General features: G+C 73.9%; 17 protein-coding genes. 16 read left to right on the top strand and 1 reads right to left on the bottom strand.

Annotation, left to right across the window (positions count from 1 at the left end; translation table 11 throughout):
- Positions 1 to 58: 58 nt before the first annotated feature.
- The 15 genes from carA (at position 59) to OG559_RS00325 (ending at position 18,491) form a co-directional block, all read left to right on the top strand.
- Complete coding sequence (gene carA / locus OG559_RS00395; protein ID WP_405110874.1) at positions 59 to 1,243, top strand: glutamine-hydrolyzing carbamoyl-phosphate synthase small subunit; 1,185 nt, start codon at positions 59 to 61, stop codon at positions 1,241 to 1,243.
- Positions 1,236 to 4,583: a carbamoyl-phosphate synthase large subunit gene (gene carB, locus OG559_RS00390; protein ID WP_405110871.1), complete on the top strand. Its 3,348-nt coding sequence runs from the start codon at positions 1,236 to 1,238 to the stop codon at positions 4,581 to 4,583. Before carA ends, carB begins: the two co-directional genes overlap by 8 nt.
- A 130-nt stretch (positions 4,584 to 4,713) precedes the next feature.
- Entirely contained in the window at positions 4,714 to 5,751 is a 1,038-nt protein-coding gene (locus OG559_RS00385) for a quinone-dependent dihydroorotate dehydrogenase (RefSeq protein WP_405110869.1), read from the top strand.
- A gap of 178 nt (positions 5,752 to 5,929) precedes the next feature.
- A complete protein-coding gene (locus OG559_RS00380) occupies positions 5,930 to 7,204 on the top strand; it encodes an adenosylmethionine--8-amino-7-oxononanoate transaminase (RefSeq protein ID WP_405110866.1) in 1,275 nt (424 codons plus the stop codon).
- Positions 7,205 to 7,340: 136 nt separating this feature from the next.
- Complete coding sequence (gene pyrF / locus OG559_RS00375; RefSeq protein ID WP_405110863.1) at positions 7,341 to 8,177, top strand: orotidine-5'-phosphate decarboxylase; 837 nt, start codon at positions 7,341 to 7,343, stop codon at positions 8,175 to 8,177.
- A 179-nt stretch (positions 8,178 to 8,356) separates the two neighbouring features.
- Positions 8,357 to 8,674 carry an integration host factor, actinobacterial type gene (gene mihF / locus OG559_RS00370; protein ID WP_161691465.1) on the top strand — a complete coding sequence of 106 codons (318 nt, stop codon included), beginning with the start codon at positions 8,357 to 8,359 and terminating at the stop codon, positions 8,672 to 8,674.
- 50 nt (positions 8,675 to 8,724) lie between these two features.
- A complete protein-coding gene (locus OG559_RS00365) occupies positions 8,725 to 9,258 on the top strand; it encodes a guanylate kinase (protein ID WP_405110861.1) in 534 nt (177 codons plus the stop codon).
- Between the two features lie 46 nt (positions 9,259 to 9,304).
- Entirely contained in the window at positions 9,305 to 9,568 is a 264-nt protein-coding gene (rpoZ, locus tag OG559_RS00360; protein WP_074318577.1) for a DNA-directed RNA polymerase subunit omega, read from the top strand.
- Positions 9,569 to 9,583: 15 nt separating this feature from the next.
- Positions 9,584 to 10,807, top strand: coding sequence for a bifunctional phosphopantothenoylcysteine decarboxylase/phosphopantothenate--cysteine ligase CoaBC (coaBC, locus tag OG559_RS00355; RefSeq protein WP_405110858.1), 1,224 nt, complete (start codon positions 9,584 to 9,586; stop codon positions 10,805 to 10,807).
- A 71-nt stretch (positions 10,808 to 10,878) separates the two neighbouring features.
- Complete coding sequence (metK, locus tag OG559_RS00350) at positions 10,879 to 12,072, top strand: methionine adenosyltransferase (protein WP_396673845.1); 1,194 nt, start codon at positions 10,879 to 10,881, stop codon at positions 12,070 to 12,072.
- A 59-nt stretch (positions 12,073 to 12,131) separates the two neighbouring features.
- The gene (locus OG559_RS00345; protein ID WP_405110854.1) at positions 12,132 to 14,042 is read left to right on the top strand and encodes a primosomal protein N'; all 1,911 of its coding nucleotides are present in this window, start codon (positions 12,132 to 12,134) and stop codon (positions 14,040 to 14,042) included.
- A gap of 208 nt (positions 14,043 to 14,250) precedes the next feature.
- Complete coding sequence (locus OG559_RS00340; protein WP_405110851.1) at positions 14,251 to 15,234, top strand: AAA family ATPase; 984 nt, start codon at positions 14,251 to 14,253, stop codon at positions 15,232 to 15,234.
- Between the two features lie 187 nt (positions 15,235 to 15,421).
- A complete protein-coding gene (def, locus tag OG559_RS00335; protein WP_405110848.1) occupies positions 15,422 to 15,982 on the top strand; it encodes a peptide deformylase in 561 nt (186 codons plus the stop codon).
- A 5-nt stretch (positions 15,983 to 15,987) separates the two neighbouring features.
- Positions 15,988 to 16,914 carry a methionyl-tRNA formyltransferase gene (fmt, locus tag OG559_RS00330; RefSeq protein ID WP_405116289.1) on the top strand — a complete coding sequence of 309 codons (927 nt, stop codon included), beginning with the start codon at positions 15,988 to 15,990 and terminating at the stop codon, positions 16,912 to 16,914.
- Positions 16,911 to 18,491 carry an RsmB/NOP family class I SAM-dependent RNA methyltransferase gene (locus tag OG559_RS00325; RefSeq protein ID WP_405110846.1) on the top strand — a complete coding sequence of 527 codons (1,581 nt, stop codon included), beginning with the start codon at positions 16,911 to 16,913 and terminating at the stop codon, positions 18,489 to 18,491. The genes fmt and OG559_RS00325 overlap by 4 nt, the downstream gene beginning before the upstream one ends.
- Before the next feature lie 80 nt (positions 18,492 to 18,571).
- On the opposite strand, the gene OG559_RS00320 is transcribed toward OG559_RS00325, so the two are convergent.
- Positions 18,572 to 19,459 (bottom strand): septum formation family protein, encoded by an 888-nt coding sequence (locus OG559_RS00320; RefSeq protein WP_405110843.1) that lies wholly within the window; start codon positions 19,457 to 19,459, stop codon positions 18,572 to 18,574.
- 264 nt (positions 19,460 to 19,723) lie between these two features.
- Here OG559_RS00320 and rpe point away from each other — a divergent pair, with 264 nt between their 5' ends.
- Positions 19,724 to 20,404, top strand: coding sequence for a ribulose-phosphate 3-epimerase (rpe, locus tag OG559_RS00315; protein ID WP_396673838.1), 681 nt, complete (start codon positions 19,724 to 19,726; stop codon positions 20,402 to 20,404).
- Position 20,405: the final 1 nt, after the last annotated feature.

Here is a 20,405-nt window from a genome sequence, read left to right as displayed (position 1 = left end):
TTCGTGCGAGGAGTGCAGCGAAGCGGAGCCCCGCAGTCCGCATCGAAGGAAGTGCAGCATGAGAAGGCGTCCCGCGATTCTCGTCCTTGAGGACGGGCGCACGTTCCACGGCGAGGCGTACGGCAGCGTCGGGGAGACCTTCGGCGAGGCGGTCTTCAACACCGGCATGACCGGCTACCAGGAGACCCTGACCGACCCGTCCTACCACCGGCAGGTCGTGGTGCAGACCGCGCCGCACATCGGCAACACCGGCGTCAACGGCGAGGACGACGAGTCCGGCCGGATCTGGGTCGCCGGGTACGTGGTCCGCGACCCGGCCCGGATCGGCTCGAACTGGCGGGCCACCGGCGGGCTGGAGGACCGGCTCGCCGCCGAGGGTGTGGTCGGCATCGGCGGGGTGGACACCCGGGCGCTGACCCGGCACCTGCGCGAGCGCGGCGCGATGCGGGTCGGCATCTCCAGCGTCGACGACGACCCGCGCGCCCTGCTGGCCCGGGTCCGCCAGGCGCCGCAGATGGTCGGCGCGGACCTGTCCGCCGAGGTGACCACGCCGCAGCCGTACGTGGTCGAGGCCGACGGCGCGCACCGGTTCACCGTGGCCGCCCTGGACCTCGGCATCAAGCGCAACGTGCCGCGCCGGCTCGCCGCGCGCGGGGTCACCACCCACGTGCTGCCCGCCTCGTCGAGCATCGACGACCTGCTCGCCACGGGCGCGGACGCGGTGTTCATCTCGCCCGGCCCGGGCGACCCGGCCACCGCAGACGGCCCCGTCGGGCTCGCCCGGGAGGTGCTGAGCCGGCGGATCCCGCTGTTCGGCATCTGCTTCGGCAGCCAGATCCTCGGCCGGGCGCTGGGCTTCGGCACGTACAAGCTCGGCTACGGCCACCGCGGCATCAACCAGCCGGTGCTCGACCGGGTCACCGGAAAGGTCGAGGTGACCAGCCACAACCACGGCTTCGCGGTCGCCTGGCCGGGCCGTGAACAGGAGCCCGGCGCCGTGCCGACGCCGGGTGCGGTCGTCCCCGACCAGGTGATCGAGACCGAGTTCGGCGGCGTCCAGGTGTCGCACGTCTGCCTCAATGACAACGTGGTCGAGGGGCTGCGGGCGAGGGACGTGCCCGCCTTCACCGTCCAGTACCACCCGGAGGCGGCGGCCGGCCCGCACGACGCGGACTACCTCTTCGACCGCTTCGCCGAGCTCATCGAGGGCCGGACCCACAGCGAGGGGCGCACGAATGCCTAAGCGGACCGATCTCAAGCACATCCTGGTGATCGGCTCCGGGCCGATCGTCATCGGGCAGGCCTGCGAGTTCGACTACTCGGGCACCCAGGCGTGCCAGGTGCTGCGCAGCGAGGGGATCCGGGTCAGCCTGGTCAACTCCAACCCGGCGACCATCATGACCGACCCGGAGTTCGCCGACGCCACGTACGTCGAGCCGATCACCCCGGAGTTCGTCGAGCTGGTCATCGCCAAGGAACGCCCCGACGCCCTGCTGGCCACCCTCGGCGGGCAGACCGCGCTGAACACCGCGGTCGCCCTGCACTCCGCGGGCGTGCTGCAGAAGTACGGCGTGGAGCTGATCGGCGCGAACATCGACGCCATCAACCGGGGCGAGGACCGGCAGCTGTTCAAGGACGTCGTGGCGAAGGCCGGCGCCCGGATCGGCATCGCCGAGCCGACCGGCCTGGTGCCGCGCTCCCGGGTCTGCCACTCCATGGCCGAGGTCGAGGCCACCGTCGCCGAGCTGGGCCTGCCGGTGGTGATCCGGCCGTCGTTCACCATGGGCGGCCTGGGCTCCGGCATGGCGCACACGGACGCCGACCTGGCGCGGATCGCCGGGGCGGGGCTGACCGCCAGCCCGGTGCACGAGGTGCTCATCGAGGAGAGCGTGCTCGGCTGGAAGGAGTACGAGCTCGAACTCATGCGCGACCGCAACGACAACGTGGTGGTGGTCTGCTCGATCGAGAACATCGACCCGATGGGCGTGCACACCGGCGACAGCGTCACCGTGGCCCCGGCCATGACGCTGACCGACCGGGAGTACCAGCGCCTGCGTGACCTGGGCATCGCCGTGCTGCGCGAGGTCGGGGTGGACACCGGCGGCTGCAACATCCAGTTCGCGGTGAACCCGGCCGACGGCCGGATCGTCGTGATCGAGATGAACCCCCGGGTGTCGCGTTCCTCGGCGCTGGCGTCAAAGGCGACCGGCTTCCCGATCGCGAAGATCGCCGCGAAGCTGGCCATCGGCTACACCCTCGACGAGATCCCCAACGACATCACGCACAAGACCCCGGCGGCGTTCGAGCCGACCCTGGACTACGTGGTGGTGAAGATTCCCCGGTTCGCGTTCGAGAAGTTCCCCGGCGCGGACCCGGAGCTGACCACCACCATGAAGTCGGTGGGCGAGGCGATGAGCCTCGGGCGCAACTTCACCGAGGCGCTGAACAAGGCGATGCGCTCGATGGAGACCAAGGCAGGCGGGTTCTGGAGCGTGCCGGATCCGCAGGGGGCGACGAGGGAGGACACCCTCGCCGCGCTGCGCGTCCCGCACGACGGCCGGCTGTACACCGTCGAGCGGGCGCTGCGCCTCGGCGCGTCGATCGCCGAGGTCGCCGCCGCGTCCGGCGGGGTGGACCCGTGGTTCCTGGACCAGATCGCGGCGCTGGTGGAGCTTCGGGCGGAGATCGTGGACGCCCCGGTGCTCGACGGCGACCTGCTGCGCCGGGCCAAGCGGGCCGGTCTGTCCGACCGGCAGCTCGCCGCGCTCCGTCCGGAGCTGGCCGCCGAGGACGGGGTACGCACGCTGCGCCACCGCCTCGACATCCGGCCCGTCTACAAGACGGTCGACACCTGCGCCGCCGAGTTCGAGGCGACCACCCCCTACCACTACTCGACCTACGACTCCGAGACCGAGGTCGCGCCGTCGGACCGGCCCAAGGTGCTCATCCTGGGCTCCGGGCCGAACCGGATCGGCCAGGGGATCGAGTTCGACTACTCGTGCGTGCACGCCGTGATGGCGCTCAGGGCGGTCGGCTACGAGACGGTGATGGTCAACTGCAATCCGGAGACCGTCTCCACCGACTACGACACCGCCGACCGGCTCTACTTCGAGCCGCTGACCTTCGAGGACGTCCTGGAGGTCTGGCACGCCGAGGACTCGTCCGGCCGGGCGGCCGGCGGACCGGGCGTGGTCGGGGTGATCGTGCAGCTCGGCGGGCAGACCCCGCTGGGCCTGGCGCAGCGGCTGAAGAACGCGGGCGTGCCGGTGGTGGGCACCTCGCCGGAGTCGATCCACCTGGCCGAGGAGCGCGGCGCGTTCGGGTCGGTGCTGGCCCGCGCCGGGCTGCGCGCCCCCGCGCACGGCATGGCCACCTCGTACGAGGAGGCGAAGGCGATCGCCGAGGAGATCGGCTACCCGGTGCTGGTCCGCCCGTCGTACGTGTTGGGCGGGCGGGGCATGGAGATCGTCTACGACGACCCGACGCTGCGCGACTACATCGGCCGGGCCACCGAGATCTCCCCGGACCGCCCGGTGCTGGTCGACCGGTTCCTCGACGACGCCATCGAGATCGACGTGGACGCGCTGTGCGACGCCGACGGCGAGGTGTACCTCGGCGGGGTGATGGAGCACATCGAGGAGGCCGGCATCCACTCCGGCGACTCGTCCTGCGCGCTGCCGCCGATCACCCTGGCCGGTTCGCACCTGACGGAGGTGCGCCGGTACACCGAGGCGATCGCCCGGGGTGTGGGGGTGCGCGGCCTGCTCAACGTCCAGTACGCGCTCAAGGACGACGTGCTGTACGTGTTGGAGGCGAACCCGCGGGCGTCCCGGACGGTCCCGTTCGTGTCCAAGGCCACGGCGGTGCCGCTGGCCAAGGCGGCGGCCCGGATCGCACTCGGCGCCACCATCGCCGAATTGCGCGCCGAGGGGCTGCTCCCGCCGACCGGCGACGGCGGGACGATGCCGGCCGACGCGCCGATCGCGGTGAAGGAGGCGGTGCTGCCGTTCAAGCGGTTCCGCACCCCGTCGGGCAAGGGCATCGACTCGCTGCTCGGCCCGGAGATGAAGTCCACCGGCGAGGTGATGGGCATCGACACGAACTTCGGCCACGCCTTCGCCAAGAGCCAGGCCGCCGCGTACGGGTCGCTGCCGACCGCCGGGAGGATCTTCGTCTCGGTGGCCAACCGGGACAAGCGCGGCATGATCTTCCCGATCAAGCGCCTGGCCGACCTGGGCTTCGAGATCGTCGCCACCACCGGCACCGCCGAGGTGCTGCGCCGGCACGGCATCGCCTGCGAGCAGATCCGCAAGCACTACGAGTCCGGCGCGGGCGAGGACGCGGTCTCGATGATCCTCGGCGGCGACGTGGCGCTGGTGGTCAACACCCCGCAGGGCTCCGGGGCGAGCGCCCGCTCCGACGGCTACGAGATCCGCAGCGCCGCCGTGACGGCCGACATCCCCTGCATCACCACCGTCCCGGGCGCGGCGGCGGCGGTGATGGGCATCGAGGCCCACATCCGCGGCGACATGCAGGTCCGCCCCCTCCAGGACCTGCACGCCACCCTCCGAGCCACCCGATGACCCCACCCCGGCCCACAACCCCAACCCCCCGCCCGGTCGGCGTTGATCAAGAGGTTCCGGTCGCCCAGGGGCCCGTTCCCGGACGCAAACTTTGTGATCAACGCGGCGGTGCGACCCGGGGGAGGGTGTGGTGATTTTCGAGAAGGTGGTGCGGCCCGGGTTGTTCCGGGTGGGTCGGGGGGATGCCGAGGCGGCGCACGAGTGGACGCTGCGGCGGCTGGCCGCCGTGTCGCGGTCGCCCGCGGCGCTGGCCGGGCTGCGGGCCCGGTACGCCGTGCGGGCGCCCCGGACGGTGTTCGGGGTGGAGTTCCCGAACCCCGTGGGGCTGGCCGCCGGGATGGACAAGGACGGTGCGGCGCTGCCGGCGTGGCCGGCGCTGGGCTTCGGCTTCGTCGAGGTCGGCACGGTCACCGCGCACGCCCAGCCGGGCAACCCCCGGCCCCGGCTGTTCCGGCTGCGTGACAGCGAGGCCGTGGTGAACCGGATGGGCTTCAACAACGCCGGCGCGGTGGCGCTGGCGGGCCGGCTGGCCGCGCTGCCCCGCCCGATCGGGGTGCCGCTGGGGATCTCGCTGGGCAAGTCCAAGGTGACCCCGCTGGACGAGGCGGTGCAGGACTACCTCGCCTCCTACCGGGCGCTGCGCGGGCACGGCGACTACTTCGCGGTCAACGTCTCCTCGCCGAACACCCCGGGCCTGCGCGCGTTGCAGGACCGGTCGCACCTGGACGCGCTGCTGGCGGCCCTGGTGGGGGAGAAGCCGGTGCTGGTGAAGATCGCCCCGGACCTGACCGACCCGGCGATCGCCGACCTGCTGGAGGTCTGCCTGAGCCGGGGCGCGGCCGGGGTGATCGCCACCAACACCACCCTGGCCCGCGACGGGCTCGCCCCGGCCGACCGGGCGCGGGGCGCGGAGCAGGGTGGCCTGTCCGGCCGCCCGCTGGCCGCCCGCGCCCGGGAGGTGGTCTCCTTCGTCCACCGGGAGACCGGCGGGCGGCTTCCGGTGGTCGGGGTGGGCGGCATCGTCGACCCCGACGACGCAGCCCGGATGTTCGACGCGGGCGCGTCCCTGGTCCAGCTCTACACCGGGTTCATCTACCGTGGCCCGGCCCTGGTCCGGTCGGTGGCCCGCACGGCCGGCAGGGCGACAACCCCGGCCGATACCCGGTGAACGAGGAACCGGCGACATCGTCCCCCCGCCCCCTTTGCTCTGCTGCAGCGGGCGCAACGGCTGCCGTCCCGCGCCCGGACGGCGGGTGTTGCCTCCGTGGCAGCAGAGCAAAGGGTGACGTGAGGGTCGGGTCCGGTCCGCGCGACACACCCGTGAGGACACGGAGGAGGGTACGCGGATGACGCCCGAGGAGATCCTCGCCGCCGACCGGGAGCACGTGTGGCACCCGTACGCGTCGCTGCCGCCGGCCACGGCGCCGTATGTGGTGGAGAGCGCTCAGGGGGTGCGGCTGCGGCTGGCCGACGGCCGGGAGCTGGTGGACGGGATGTCGTCCTGGTGGGCGGCCATTCACGGCTACCGGCACCCGGTGCTGGACGCGGCCGTCACCGACCAGCTCGGCCGGATGAGCCACGTGATGTTCGGCGGGCTGACCCACGAGCCGGCGGTGCGGCTGGCCGGCACACTGGTCGAGCTGGCCCCGGAGGGGCTGGAACAGGTTTTCCTGTGCGACTCCGGCTCGGTGAGCGTCGAGGTCGCGGTGAAGATGTGCCTGCAGTACCAGCGGGCCGTCGGGCGGCCGGAGCGGCGCCGGCTGGGCACCTGGCGGGGCGGGTACCACGGCGACACGTTCCACCCGATGAGCGTCTGCGACCCCGAGGGCGGCATGCACCACCTCTGGGGCGACGTGCTGCCCCGGCAGGTGTTCGCGCCCGTGCCGCCGGGCGGCTTCGACACCCCGCCCGACCCGGCGTACGTGGCGGAGCTGGCGGACGCCGTGCGGCGGCACGCCGACGAGCTGGCCGCCGTGATCGTCGAGCCGGTGGTGCAGGGCGCCGGTGGGATGCGCTTCCACCACCCGGAGTACCTGCGGGTGCTGCGCGAGGTGACCCGGGCCCATGGCGTGCTGCTGGTGTTCGACGAGATCGCCACCGGCTTCGGCCGCACCGGGACGATGTTCGCCGCCGAGCATGCCGGGGTGAGCCCCGACGTGCTCTGCGTCGGCAAGGCGCTCACCGGTGGGTACCTGACGCTGGCCGCCGCGCTGTGCACGGCGGAGGTGGCGTGGGGCATCTCCCGCGACGGGGTGCTGGCGCACGGGCCGACGTTCATGGGCAATCCGCTCGCCTGCGCGGTCGCCAACGCCTCCATCGGGCTGCTGCGGGCCGGAGACTGGGCCGCCGAGGTGTCGAGGGTGGGCGCGGGCCTGCGGGCCGGTCTGGAGCCCCTGCGGGGCGCGCCGGGGGTGGCCGAGGTGCGGGTGCTCGGCGCGATCGGCGTGGTCCAGCTCGACCACGAGGTGGACCTCGCGAAGGCCACCGCCGCCGCGGTGGAGCAGGGGGTCTGGCTGCGGCCGTTCCGCGACCTGGTCTACGCCATGCCGCCGTACGTCACCGGCGACGCCGACGTCGCCCGGATCGCGGCCGGGATCGCCGCCGCCGTGGCGGTCGGCTGACCCGCGTCGCTGGTCCACCGGTCCGGATCGGCATGTCCCGGATCGGTCAGCCGCGCCGGTTGCGGGGCGCGGCGGGGCGCGGCGGGGCGCGGCGGGCGCCGCGCACCGGGGAGAAATCGAGAGAGGGAGAGGTCGGATGGAGAGCTTCGGTGGCCGGTTGCACCGGGCGGTGGCGGAGCGTGGACCGTTGTGTGTGGGCATCGACCCGCATCCGGGGCTGCTGGCCCGGTGGGGCCTGTCGGACGACGTCAACGGGTTGGAGCGCTTCAGCCGCACCGTGGTGGAGGCGATCGGCGACCAGGTCGCGGTCGTCAAGCCCCAGTCCGCGTTCTTTGAGCGCTTCGGCTCCCGCGGCGTGTCCGTACTGGAGTCAACTATCCGACAGTTGCGGGATTCCGGCTCGCTCGTTCTGCTTGACGTCAAGCGCGGGGACATCGGTTCGACCGTCGCGGCGTACGCCGCCGCGTACCTGGATCCATCCAGCCCGCTGTATGTCGACGCGCTCACGGCGAGCCCCTACCTGGGAGTAGGGTCGCTGGCGCCGATGTTCGAGCTCGCCGCCACGCACGGCGGCGGGGTCTTCGTCCTGGCGCTGACGTCCAACCCGGAGGGGGCCGCGGTGCAGCGCGCCCGCACCGCCGACGGGCGCACCGTCGCACAGACGGTGATCGACGAGATTACGCAGCTCAACCGGGGTGCCGAGCCGCTCGGCAGCTTCGGCCTGGTGGTCGGCGCGACCATCGGTGAGACGGGCCACGACCTCTCCGCCGTGCACGGTCCGCTACTCGCTCCGGGGCTCGGCGCGCAGGGCGCCACGGCGGCCGATCTGCGTACGGTCTTCGGTTCCAGCCTGCCGTCGGTGCTGCCGTCGTACTCCCGCGAGGTGCTGCACGCCGGGCCCGACGTGGCCGCCCTACGAGCCGCCGTGGACCGGGTCCTGACCGAGTGCCGGGCCGCACTCGGCGAGGCCTGACTGAGTGAAGGCTCGGTCACTTTGCCGTGGTCGCCGCGCGCCCACGTTGCCGAATGCGCCCGCGAACGCTAGTTTTCCCCGCGCCGGGAACCATGGACCCCTTTGGTTCCCGGCGACTTCACGTTTCACAGCTGCGGCGTGGCGTCCCGCCCGTCGCTATAGGGACCTGAGGAGAACTGGTGCCCCTCCCGTCACTGACCCCCGAGCAGCGCGCAGCCGCGCTCGAAAAGGCTGCGGAGATCCGCAAGGCCCGTGCTGAGCTGAAGGAGCAGCTCAAGCAGGGCAAGACCACCCTCGCCTCCGTCCTCGCGCGGGCCGAGGGCGACGACGTCGTCGGCAAGCTCAAGGTTTCGGCCGTTCTGCAGGCGATGCCGGGTATCGGCAAGATCCGGGCCACCCAGATCATGGAGAAGCTCAAGATCGCCGACAGCCGCCGGCTGCGGGGCCTGGGCGAGCAGCAGCGCAAGGCGCTGCTCGGCGAGTTCGCCGCCAACTGAGCACGACGGGTTCGCCGTCACCTGACCACGGCAGCGTGTAGAAACGAGCCGTGAGAACGGATGACGAGGCGCGCCCGGCGGCTCGGCTCACCGTCCTGGCCGGCCCCGGCGGGGCCGGCGTGGGCAGTGTCGTCGAGCTGTTCCGGGCGCGTTCTCCGTCGGTGTGGACGCCGGTGCCGGCCACCACCCGCCCTCGCCGGGCGGGTGAGCGGGACGGCGTCGACCGGCTGTTCCTCGACCCGGCGGAGTTCGACCGGCTGATCGCCGCCGGTCGGCTGTTGGAGTGGACCCGGGTCGGGCCGCACGCCCGCGGCACCCCGGCCGGGCCGGTCCTCGCGCGGCTCGCCGCAGGCCGGCCGGTGCTGCTCCCGCTCGACCTGCGCGGCGCGCTCGCCGTCCGTGCGGCACGCCCGGACGTCCGACTGATCCTGCTCGCCCCGCCAGGCTGGCGGCCGGAGCCGGCCGTCGCGGCCGTGACCGAGCACGTCGTGGCCCACGGCCTGACCGGGCGGGCGGTCGACGGGCTGGTAGGCTTGCTCGGTTCTTCTTTCCCGGCTCCGGCTCAACCGCGTCTGCGTGGTTGAGCGACCCACCGCGTCCGCGCGGTAACAGAGACGCAGAGGTTATTTCGTGGGATCCATCGCCAACCCCGAAGGCATCACCAACCCGCCGATCGACGAGCTCCTTGAGAAGACGACGTCGAAGTACGCCCTGGTGATCTTCGCCGCCAAGCGGGCCCGCCAGGTCAACGCCTACTACAGCCAGCTCGGCGAGGGCCTGCTGGAGTACGTCGGCCCCCTGGTGGAGACCACCCCCCAGGAGAAGCCCCTCTCCATCGCGATGCGCGAGATCAACGGGGGCCTGCTGACCGCCGAGCCCACCGACCAGCCGTAGTCCCGCCGCGCGTCGATGTCCGCCGAGATCGTCCTGGGGGTCGGCGGCGGCGTCGCCGCCTACAAGGCGTGTGAGCTGCTGCGGTTGTTCACCGAGTCGGGGCACCGGGTCCGCGTCGTGCCGACCGCGTCGGCGCTCCGCTTCGTCGGGGCGCCGACCTGGGCCGCCCTGTCCGGCCAGCCGGTCGCCGACGACGTCTGGTCCGACGTGCACGAGGTGCCGCACGTCCGGCTCGGGCAACGGGCCGATCTGGTCGTGGTCGCCCCCGCCACCGCCGACCTGCTCGCCCGTGCCGCCCACGGCCTCGCCGACGACCTGCTCACCAACACGCTGCTCACGGCCCGCTGCCCGGTGCTGCTCGCCCCGGCGATGCACACCGAGATGTGGGAGAACGCGGCCACCGTGGCCAACGTCGCCACGCTGCGCTCCCGGGGTGTCCGGGTGATCGAGCCCGCCGTCGGCCGGCTCACCGGCGCCGACAGCGGCAAGGGGCGGCTGCCGGACCCGGCCGAGATCTTCGCCGTCGCCCGGCGGGCGCTGGCCCGCGGCGTCGCCGCCCCGGCCGACCTGGCCGGCCGCCACGTGGTGGTGACCGCCGGCGGCACCCGGGAGCCGCTCGACCCGGTCCGGTTCCTGGGCAACCGCTCGTCCGGCAAGCAGGGGTACGCCTTCGCCCGCGCCGCGGTCGCCCGCGGCGCCCGGGTCACCCTGGTCTCCGCCAACGTGACGCTCGCCGACCCGGCCGGCGTCGACCTGGTCAGGGTCGGCACCACCGAGGAGTTGCGCGAGGCCACCCTGAAAGCCGCCGCGGGGGCTGACGCGGTGGTGATGGCGGCGGCACCCGCCGACTTCCGGCCCGCCACCTACTCACCGGGCAAAATCAAGAAATCGGACGCCGGGCCACCTACGATCGAACTCGTCACGAACCCGGACATCGCCGCCGAGCTGGGTCGGCGTCGCCGACCGGAACAGGTGCTGGTGGTGTTCGCGGCCGAGACCGGCGACGCGGAGGCCAACGGCCGGGCCAAGCTCGCCCGCAAACGTGCGGACCTCGTCGTCGTCAACGAGGTCGGCACGGACAAGGTCTTCGGCGCCGAGACCAACGCGGCGATCGTCATCGGCGCGGACGGCGCGGTGCACACCCTGCCCGAACAGTCCAAGGAGGACCTCGCCGACGGCGTCTGGGACCTCGTGGTGGCGCGACTGGCCGGGGGTGTCCGCATGGTGACGGCGACCTGACCGATCGAGTGCTGTGCGAGTGTGGACGACTACACTCCACGGAACGACTTTTCACATACTCTAGGAGTGCCGTGACACGCCGCCTCTTCACGTCCGAATCGGTCACGGAAGGCCACCCGGACAAGATCGCCGACCAGATCAGCGACGGCATTCTCGACGCACTGCTCACCCAGGACGCGCACAGTCGGGTGGCCGTCGAGACCCTGATCACCACCGGCCAGGTGCACGTGGCCGGCGAGGTGACGACCAAGGCATACGCCGACATCCCCACGATCGTCCGGGAGACGATCCTCGAAATCGGCTACGACTCCTCGAAGAAGGGTTTCGACGGGGCCTCCTGCGGCGTCAGCGTGTCCATCGGGGCCCAGTCCCCGGACATCGCGCAGGGCGTGGACAACGCGATGGAGCTGCGCACCGGTTCGTCGGAGAGCGCCCTGGACGCCCAGGGCGCCGGCGACCAGGGCATGATGTTCGGCTTCGCCTGCTCGGAGACGCCCGAGCTGATGCCGCTGCCGATTGCCCTGGCGCACCGGCTGGCCCGCCGGCTGACCGCGGTGCGCAAGGACGGCACGATCCCGTACCTGCGGCCGGACGGCAAGACCCAGGTCACCATCGAGTACGAGGGGCTGCGCCCGGTCCGGCTCAACACGGTCGTCGTGTCCAGCCAGCACGCGGCCGACATCTCGCTGGACTCCCTGCTCACCCCGGACGTGCGCGACCACGTCATCGCCCCGGAGCTGGACGGCCTCGGCCTCGACACCGACGGCTACCGGCTGCTGGTCAACCCGACCGGGCGGTTCGAGATCGGCGGCCCGATGGGTGACGCCGGCCTGACCGGTCGGAAGATCATCGTCGACACGTACGGCGGGTACGCCCGGCACGGTGGCGGCGCGTTCTCCGGCAAGGACCCGTCCAAGGTGGACCGCTCGGCGGCGTACGCGATGCGTTGGGTGGCCAAGAACGTGGTGGCCGCCGGCCTCGCCGAGCGCTGCGAGGCGCAGGTCGCGTACGCGATCGGCAAGGCCCACCCGGTGAGCCTGTTCATCGAGACGTTCGGCACCGAGACGGTGGCGGTCGCCTCGATCGAGAAGGCCGTGTCCGAGGTCTTCGACCTGCGCCCGGCCGCCATCATCCGGGACCTGAACCTGCTCCGCCCGATCTACCGGCAGACCGCGGCGTACGGCCACTTCGGCCGGGAACTGCCCGACCTGACCTGGGAGAGCACCGACCGGGCCGCCGACCTCAAGTCGGCCGCGGGAGCCTGACCGGCACCAGGCGCAGCGACCGGCGACCTGCGGACGGGTCGCCGGTCGCTCGTGTCTGCGTGGACGTCCCGCTGGCCCACCTCGACCGCCCCTTCGACTACCTGGTCCCCGCCGAGCTGGACGAGGCCGCGGCCCCCGGGACGCGGGTGAAGGTGCGCTTCGCCGGCCAGCTCGTCGATGGCTGGCTGCTCGAGCGGGCCGACGACTCCGGGCACACCGGCAAGCTCGCGTACCTGGAGAAGGTCGTCTCGTCGGAGCCCGTGCTGGCCCCCGAGGTCGCCGGGCTGGCCCGGGCCGTCGCCGACCGGTACGCCGGCAGCCTCGCCGACGTGCTCCGGCTGGCCGTGCCGCCCCGGCACGCCCGGGTGGAGAAGGAGCCCCACACCCCGCCCGAGCCCCCGGCCCCGCTGGCCTCCCCCGAGGCGGACGGCTGGCGGGCGTACCCGGCCGGGCCGGCGTTCCTGCGTGCCCTGACCGAGGGCCGGCCCGTCCGCGCGGTCTGGTCCGCCCTGCCCGGGGAGGACTGGCCCGCCCGGTACGCCGAGGCGGTCGCCGCCACCGTGGCCGGCGGCCGGGGCGCCGTCGTCGTGGTTCCCGACGCCCGGGACCTCGACCGCCTCGACGCGGCGCTGACCGTCGCACTGGGTGACGGCCGGCACGTCACCCTGGCCGCCGCCGCCGGCCCGGCCCGGCGCTACCGCGCGTTCCTGGCGGCCCGGCGCGGGGACGTACCCGTCGTGATCGGCACCCGGGCGGCCATGTTCGCCCCGGTGGCCCGGCTCGGCCTGGTCGCGATCATCGACGACGGCGACGACCTGCACGCAGAGCCGCGCGCGCCCTACCCGCACGCCCGCGAGGTGCTGCTCACCCGCGCCCAGCTCGCCGACGCGGCGGCCCTGGTCGGCGGGTACGCGCGCAGCGCCGAGGCGCAACTGCTGGTGGAGACCGGCTGGGCCCGGGAGGTGGTCGCCGACCGGGCCACGGTGCGGACGCGTACTCCCGCCGTCGCGCCGACCGGCGACGACCCGCAACTGGCCCGCGACCCCGGCGCGGCCACGGCCCGGCTGCCCAGCCTGGCCTGGACCGCCGCCCGCGACGCGGTCCGCGCCGACGCGCCGGTGCTGGTCCAGGTGCCCCGCCGCGGCTACCTGCCCTCGATCTCCTGCGCCGAGTGCCGGACCCCGGCCCGCTGTCCGCACTGCGCCGGGCCGCTCGCCCTGCCGTCGGCCGACGGCCCGCCCACGTGCCGCTGGTGCGGCCGGATCGCCGCCGCATATGCCTGCCCGGAGTGTGGGGGGCGGCGGTTGCGGGCCTCCGTCACCGGCGCCCGGCGCACCGCCGAGGAGCTGGGCCGGGCCTTCCCCGGCGTGCCGGTACGCACCTCCGGTCGGGAGGAGGTGCTCACCGCCGTGCCCGGCGGAGCCGGCCTGGTGGTGGCCACCCCCGGCGCCGAGCCGGTCGCCGAGGGCGGCTACGGCGCGGTCCTGCTGCTCGACTCGTGGGCCCTGCTCACCCGGGCCGACCTGCGGGCCGGCGAGGAGGCGCTGCGCCGCTGGCTGGCCGCCGCCGCGCTGGCCCGCCCCGCCGGGGCCGGCGGCCGGGTGGTGGTGGTCGCCGACGGCGCCCTCGCCCCGGTGCAGGCGCTGCTGCGCTGGGACGCCGCCTGGTTCGCCGCCCGGGAACTGGCCGAGCGCCGCGAGCTGGGCTTCCCCCCGGCGGTGCGGATGGCCAGCGTCACCGGCTCGGCCGACGCGGTGGCCGACCTGCTGGCCGAGGCCCGGCTGCCCGAGGAGGCCGAGCTACTCGGTCCGGTTCCCGCCGACGGCGACCGGGAGCGGATGCTGGTCCGGGTGCCCCGGGCCCGGGCGGCGGCCCTGGCCGGGGCGCTGCACTCGGCCGCCGGGGTCCGCGCCGCCCGCAAGGCGGCCGACCCGGTGCGTCTCCAGGTCGACCCGCTGACCATGTTCTGAGTGAGCGCCGCCGCGCGGGCCGGCACGGCTCGCGCCCCGCCCACGGCCGGCGGCCGGTTCCGAGCGCCGTCACCGTCCGTGCTGGCGCCTGCGTGATAGCATCGCCCGTCATGCCTGGGCGCACGGATCGCGCGACGATGGCGGAAGCGCGTCGGTAGGACGCCATGTCGATGATGTCAATCAGCCGGTGATCAGGGGTGGACCAGTGGTGACCGTTCGTCAATCGATCGTCTTCAACGGTGACCTCGGCAGCGGCAAGAGCACCGTCTCCGTCGAGATCGCCAAGCGGCTGGAGCTGCGCCGGGTGAGCGTCGGCGACCTCTACCGCCAGATGGCGCAGGAGCGGGACATGACCGCGCTCCAGCTCAACCTGCACGCCGAGCTGGACCAGGCCGTCGACGGCTACGTCGACCAGCTCCAGCAGGACATCGCCGCCTCCGGCGAGAGCCTGGTGATGGACTCCCGGCTGGCCTGGCACTTCTTCACCGACGCGCTCAAGGTGCACATGATCACCGAGCCGACCGAGGCCGCCCGCCGGGTGCTGGCCCGCCCCTCCGGCCCGGCCGAGAGCTACGCCTCCCTGGAGGAGGCGAAGGCCAAGCTGCGCGAGCGCAGCGAGAGCGAGCGGGGCCGGTTCGTCGTCCGCTACGGCGTCGACAAGGCCCGGCTGCGCAACTACGACCTGATCTGCGACTCCACCCGGGCCAACCCGGAGCAGGTGATCAACCACATCATCGACGTGTACGAGGGTCGGATCGGTGCCGACGTGCTCCGCGACGCCCCCCCGCTGCTGCTGCTCGACCCGGCCCGGGTCTACCCGACGGAGGACATCGGCACGCTGCGCGGGCTGTGGGACGCCGGGTTCGTCGGTGAGGTCGCCGACGGCGGCGACGAGGCGCTGGAGCCGCTGACCATCGGCTTCACCGGGGAGTACTTCTTCGTCGTCGACGGCCACCGCCGGCTCAGCGCCGCCCTGCAGAACGGGTTCCCGCTGGTCCCCGCGCGGCTGGTCGCCGAGGTGGAGGAGCCGGTGGTCGGCGGGATGAGCGCGGTGGACTACTTCGCCGCCCAGGTCCGCCCCGGCATCGTGTACGACTGGGAGGCGGCCCACAAGATCCAGCTCCCGCTTCCGGAGCACTGCCTGCGCGCCGGGGAGACCGTGCTCGCGGGCGACCCGGCCCCGGGCGCCTGAGGGCCGATCCCGCGAGCCGGCGTGCGAGCGCCGGGCCCGGCTGACCCCGCGTGACTACGCCACCGGTGCCAGTCACCCTGCGCGACGAGTCCCCGGCCACCGATCGCGGTACGCCGGCCGGCGTCACCGAGCGCACTCCGTAGACTGGTACGGCACGACCGTCGTCCGACCGAAGGAGCACCCCCGAGTGACCGTCCAGCCCATCCGTCTGTTCGGGGACCCGGTGCTGCGCACACCGGCCGATCCGGTGGTCGACTTCGACGCCGAGCTGCGCAAGCTCGTCGCCGACCTGACCGACACGATGCGTGAGCAGAACGGCGCCGGCCTGGCCGCGCCGCAGCTCGGCGTGGGCCTGCGGGTGTTCGCCTTCGACGTCGACGACGTGCTCGGCCACCTGGTCAACCCGGTGCTGGAGTTTCCCGACGCCGAGGAGCAGGACGGCCCGGAGGGCTGCCTGTCCATCCCCGGGCTCTACTTCGACACCAAGCGCCGGCAGAACGTGATCGCCAAGGGCTACAACGGCTACGGCGACCCGGTGCAGTTCGTCGGCACCGGCCTGATGGCCCGCTGCGTCCAGCACGAGACCGACCACCTCGACGGCGTGCTCTTCGTCGACCGGCTGGACCCGGACGGCCGCAAGGAGGCGATGAAGGCGATCCGCCAGGCGGACTGGTACGACCCGACCACCCCGCCGACGGTCAAGCTCAACCCGCACGCCGTCGGCAGCCCCTTCGGTCTGGGCCGGTGACGCCGGTGCGCCTCGTCTTCGCCGGCACCCCGGCCGTCGCCGTTCCCGCCCTGGCCGCCGTCGCGGCCTCCGACCACGAGCTGGTCGCCGTCGTCACCCGTCCCGACGCCCCCGCGGGCCGGGGCCGGGGCCTGGTCCGCTCGCCCGTCGGCACGTGGGCCGACGAGCACGGCGTCGAGGTGCTCACCCCGGCCCGCCCGCGCGAGCCGGAGTTCCTCGATCGGCTGCGCGAGCTGGCCCCCGACTGCGTCCCGGTGGTCGCTTACGGCGCGCTGGTGCCCCCGGCCGCGCTGGAGATCCCCCGGCACGGCTGGGTCAACCTGCACTTCTCGCTGCTGCCCGCGTGGCGCGGCGCGGCTCCGGTCCAGCACGCCGTGCTGCACGGCGACGAGCTGACCGGCGCGAGCGTCTTCGAGCTGGAGGAAGGGCTGGACACCGGCCCGGTCTACGGCACCCTCACCGACGAGATCCGCCCCACCGACACCTCCGGTGACCTGCTGGAGCGGCTCGCCCACTCCGGCGCCGGCCTACTGGTGGCCGTCCTCGACGCGATCGCGGCCGGCACCGGCCGGGCCGAGCCGCAGCCGGCCGACGGGGTGTCGCTCGCGCCGAAGCTGACCGTCGAGGACGCCCGGGTGCGCTGGGGCGACCCCGCGTTCGCGGTGGACCGGCGGGTTCGCGCATGCACCCCGGCTCCCGGCCCGTGGACCACGTTCCGGGGCGAGCGGGTCAAGCTCGGCCCGGTCGTCCCGGTGCCGGACGCCCCCGAGCTGAAGCCGGGCGAGCTGCTGGTGGAGAAGTCCCGGGTGCTGGCCGGCACGGGCACCGTTCCGGTGGCCCTCGGCGAGGTGCGGGCGGCGGGCAAGAAGGCCATGCCGGCGGGCGACTGGGCGCGCGGCGCCCGGGTCGCCGCAGGGGAGGAGCTCGCATGACCGGACCGACGGAACGGCCCGCGCGCCGGTACGACGAGCAGCGCGACCGGCGTCCCGAGCGGTCGTCGGGCGGCCCGCGGGGCGACCGGCCAGGCTACGGCGACCGGCCAGGCTACGGCGACCGGCCAGGCTACGGCGACCGGCCAGGCTACGGCGACCGGTCGGCCCGGGGCGGTCGGGGCGGCGAGGACCGGCAGGGCGGCCGGCGGCCGGTGCGGCCCGCCGTGGACCTGCCCCGGTACGTCGCATACCAGGCCGTCGCGGCGGTGCACCGGGACGACGCGTACGCCAACCTGGTGCTGCCGGCGATGCTGCGCGAGGAGGGGCTGACCGGCCGGGACGCCGCCTTCGCCACCGAGCTGACCTACGGCTCGCTGCGGCACACCGGCACCCTCGACGCGATCCTCACCGACGCCGCAGGCCGGGACGTGTCCCGGATCGACCCGCCGGTGCGCGACGCGTTGCGGCTGGGCGCGTACCAGATCCTGCACACCCGAGTGCCAGCGCACGCGGCTGTCTCCTCGACGGTCGACCTGGTCCGTACGGTCGGCATCAGCGCCACCGGCTTCGCCAACGCGGTGCTGCGCGAGGTGGCCAGCCGGGACGCCGACGCCTGGGTGGCGAAGCTCGCCCCGGCGTTCGAGACCGACCCGATCGGGCACCTGGCCCTGGCCTACAGCCACCCGCAGTGGATCGTGCGGTCGTTCGCCGAGGCGCTCGGCGGCGACCTGGGCGAGACCACCCGCCTGCTGATCGAGAACAACGAGCGCCCGCCGGTGCACCTGTGCGCCCGGCCGGGCCGGGCCGATCCGGTCGAGCTGGCCGACGAGGCCGGGGGCGCCCCCGGGGCGTTCTCCCCGTACGCGGTCTACCTCTCCGGGGGTGCCCCCGGCGACCTGCCGGCGCTGGTCGAAGGCCGGGCACACGTCCAGGACGAGGGCTCCCAACTGGTGGCCACCGCCCTGGCGGTCGCCCCGCTGGACGGCTCGGACAGCCACTGGCTGGACCTGTGTGCCGGGCCCGGCGGGAAGTCCGCGCTGCTCGGGGCGCTCGCCGCCCAGCGCGGTGCCCGGCTGACCGCCGTCGAGGTCGCCGAGCACCGGGCCCGGCTGGTCACCCAGGCCACCCGAGGGCTGCCGGTCGACGTGCTGCACACCGACGGGCGCACCGTCGGCGCCGACCCGGAGCTGCCGGAGGGGCACTTCGACCGGGTGCTGGTCGACGCACCGTGCACCGGGCTGGGCGCGTTGCGCCGCCGGCCGGAGGCCCGCTGGCGCAAGCAGCCGTCGGACCTGCCACCGCTGACCCGGTTGCAGCGGGAGCTGTTGGTGGCGGCGCTGCGGGCGGTTCGCCCGGGCGGCCTGGTGGCCTACGTGACCTGCTCCCCGCACACGGTGGAGACGCACGTGACGGTGACCGAGGCGGCCCGGCGTGCGGGGGTGCCGGCGGACTTCGTCGACGCCCGACCGTTGCTGCCGGCCGGGATGCCGGGGTTGGGCGACGGGCCGTCGGTGCAGTTGTGGCCGCACCGGCACGGCACCGACGCCATGTTCCTCGCCGTGCTGCGCCGGGGCTGAGCGACACGTAGAAGGAGGGGGCGGCCGGACCGGCCGCCCCCTCCTTCTACGTCAGCTCCCCGCCGCCCCGGCGGGTCGGGTCACTGGACCGGCAGGACCTTGGCCCCGGCGCCCTTCGCCGAGCGGGTGAGGTTGCGGTCGACCCAGAGGAAGCACTGCACCCCCCGGCTGCCGTCCTTCCACTCCTCCTCGCTGGGGTGGTAGAAGATCGTCCCCGCCCGGTACTGCAGGTCGCTGTTGTCGGGGACCTTGGCGTACGAGGCGAGCAGGGACCGGCACCCCCGGTGGATGCGCAGCCGGTTCTTGTCGAGCTGGCCGTAGGCGATGTCCGGTGCCCGGTAGACCCCGACGAACTCGACCCGGTGCTTGCTGGTGCACGGGGTGGGGGCCATCGACTTGACGTCGTCCTTGACGATCTTCGGGTTGAAGCAGCGGTGGACCAGGGTGGAGTTCCCGGTCAGCGCGCCCTTGAGGCTGCCGCTGCGGGGCACGACGCTGGAGTCGTCGACGCTCTCCACCTCGTTGAGGTCGCAGCGGAACCACCGCGCCCCGCCCGCCCACGCCTGCCGGGGCGGGAAGACCGTGGACAGGAACAGTCGGCCCGCGCGCCAGTCGGCGCCGACGGCCTTGTTGACCTCCCGGTCGCACTCGGCGCGGATGGCCTTCATTCCGGTCGACCCGGCGGTCGGGGGAGCACTCAGCTCGGCGGCCGGGCCGGTCAGCGTGCCGACGTGGAAGGTCTCCACCCGGTGGGTCGTGCCGCAGTCCACCGGGTTGTAGCCGCTGAGGTAGCCGACGTCGGAGAACGTGGTGTGGCAGGTCCCGGCGGCCGGCACGAACTGCGTCGGCGCGGCCATCGCCCGCCAGTCGTCGGCGAGGTCACCGTCGACCCCGGCCGGTGTGCCGCAGCCGGCCAACGCCACCGCCGCGCCCGCACCCACGGCGACCGCCGTCCACCATCGCCGCATCCGCCCGACCTCCCCGTCGCCGGTGGTCGCGGATCACCGGCCTTCGTCGCCGGTCGCGCCACGGTGCGGGAGCATACGGCACCGGCGTTCGTCCCGCATGGACTCTCGCGGCGTTCCGGTCGATCGGCCGGCGGGGCTGTCCGGCCGTCCGGATCTTCCGCCCGGCCCGGGGGAATACGCACGAGCCGTCACGGCCGGGTCGCAGAGTGTCCCGCATGGTGCCGCGCTGCGGGCGGCGGACGACCGCATTCGTACACTGGCCCGGTGACCGTACCGCCGCTGATCGTCGCGCCCAGCATCCTCGCCGCCGATTTCGCCCGTCTGGCCGAGGAGGTCCGCGCCGTCGAGGGTGCCGCGGACTGGCTGCACGTCGATGTCATGGACAACCACTTCGTGCCGAACCTGACCATCGGGCTGCCCGTGGTGCAGAGCCTGCGGGCGGCGACCGAGCTGCCGTTCGACGTGCACCTGATGATCACCGATCCGCACCGCTGGGCCCCCGGGTACGCCGACGCGGGGGCGTACAACGTCACGTTCCACGCCGAGGCGTGCGACAACCCGGTGGCGCTGGCGAAGGACCTGCGGGCCGCCGGGGCGAAGGCAGGGCTGGCCATCGACCGGGACACCCCGATCGAGCCGTACCTGGAGCTGCTGCCCAGCTTCGACACGCTGCTGATCATGACGATCAAGGCCGGCTTCGGCGGGCAGCGGTTCGTCCCGGAGCTGCTGGACAAGGTGCGGGCCGCCCGGCGGCACGTCGACGCGGGCCACCTGGAGCTGCGCATCGAGGTCGACGGCGGGATCGCCGCGGACACCATCGAACAGGCCGCCGCCGCCGGGGCGGACGCCTTCGTCGCCGGCACCGCGGTCTACGGCGCCGACGACCCCGCCGAGGCGGTCCGCCGCCTGCGGGGCCTGGCGGAGCGCGCGGTCACCGGGGTCTGAA

The sequence above is a fragment of the Micromonospora sp. NBC_01405 genome, from assembly GCF_045040155.1.
Taxonomy (GTDB): domain Bacteria; phylum Actinomycetota; class Actinomycetes; order Mycobacteriales; family Micromonosporaceae; genus Micromonospora.
This window is presented reverse-complemented; position numbering and strand designations above follow the sequence as displayed.

Coding starts and splice junctions, on each gene's coding strand:
- carA (WP_405110874.1), top strand. CDS start 59: ATGAGAAGGCGTCCCGCGATTCTCGTCCTTGAGGACGGGCGCACGTTC.
- carB (WP_405110871.1), top strand. CDS start 1,236: ATGCCTAAGCGGACCGATCTCAAGCACATCCTGGTGATCGGCTCCGGG.
- OG559_RS00380 (WP_405110866.1), top strand. CDS start 5,930: ATGACGCCCGAGGAGATCCTCGCCGCCGACCGGGAGCACGTGTGGCAC.
- pyrF (WP_405110863.1), top strand. CDS start 7,341: ATGGAGAGCTTCGGTGGCCGGTTGCACCGGGCGGTGGCGGAGCGTGGA.
- coaBC (WP_405110858.1), top strand. CDS start 9,584: ATGTCCGCCGAGATCGTCCTGGGGGTCGGCGGCGGCGTCGCCGCCTAC.
- OG559_RS00325 (WP_405110846.1), top strand. CDS start 16,911: ATGACCGGACCGACGGAACGGCCCGCGCGCCGGTACGACGAGCAGCGC.
- OG559_RS00320 (WP_405110843.1), bottom strand. CDS start 19,459: ATGCGGCGATGGTGGACGGCGGTCGCCGTGGGTGCGGGCGCGGCGGTG.